Here is a 567-nt window from a genome sequence, read left to right as displayed (position 1 = left end):
CAGATTACTTGGTTCTGCTGCTTGCACTCATCTGGGTCGAGTGCTAAATAATATCTATGTCGGATGACAGAGGTTATCTGGCGACGATCCTATCGAGAATGGAGTGAGTTGGAGGTGGCGGCCATGTTGATGCGCACCGATCCTTTCCGTGATCTGGACCGGTGGAGCCAGCAGGTGTTCGGCACGGCGGCGCGGCCGGCGGCGATGCCGATGGATGCCTGGCGTGAGGGGGACGAGTTCGTGGTCGAGTTCGACCTGCCGGGGATCGATCCGGACTCTTTGGATCTGGATGTCGAGCGCAATGTGGTGACGGTGCGTGCGTCGCGGCCGGGTCTGGATGCGGATCGGTCGATGATCGCCGCGGAGCGTCCGCGTGGGGTGTTCAGTCGTCAGTTGTTCTTGGGGGAGAGTCTGGATACCGATCGGATTCGTGCCGACTATCGCAATGGGGTTCTGCGTGTGTCGGTTCCGGTGGCGGAGAAGGCCAAGCCCCGCAAGATCGAGATCTCGCGCGAGCGCGAACTCCAGGCCATCGACGCCTGAGCCGGGGTGGAGGTCGACGATGTC

Annotated in this window: 1 protein-coding gene; it reads left to right on the top strand. The window is 61.6% G+C overall.

All coding sequences use genetic code 11. From position 1 onward, the window contains the following. Positions 1 to 123 precede the first annotated feature (123 nt). Positions 124 to 543 carry an HSP20 family small heat-shock protein gene (locus tag V8688_RS32040; protein ID WP_316574478.1) on the top strand — a complete coding sequence of 140 codons (420 nt, stop codon included), beginning with the start codon at positions 124 to 126 and terminating at the stop codon, positions 541 to 543. Positions 544 to 567 lie beyond the last annotated feature (24 nt).

This window comes from Nocardia sp. No.11 (assembly GCF_038752175.1).
Lineage (GTDB): Bacteria > Actinomycetota > Actinomycetes > Mycobacteriales > Mycobacteriaceae > Nocardia > Nocardia canadensis.
This window is presented reverse-complemented; position numbering and strand designations above follow the sequence as displayed.

Bases quoted from the DNA above. Each gene is read 5' to 3' on its own strand.
- V8688_RS32040 (WP_316574478.1), top strand. From the start codon at position 124: ATGTTGATGCGCACCGATCCTTTCCGTGATCTGGACCGGTGGAGCCAG.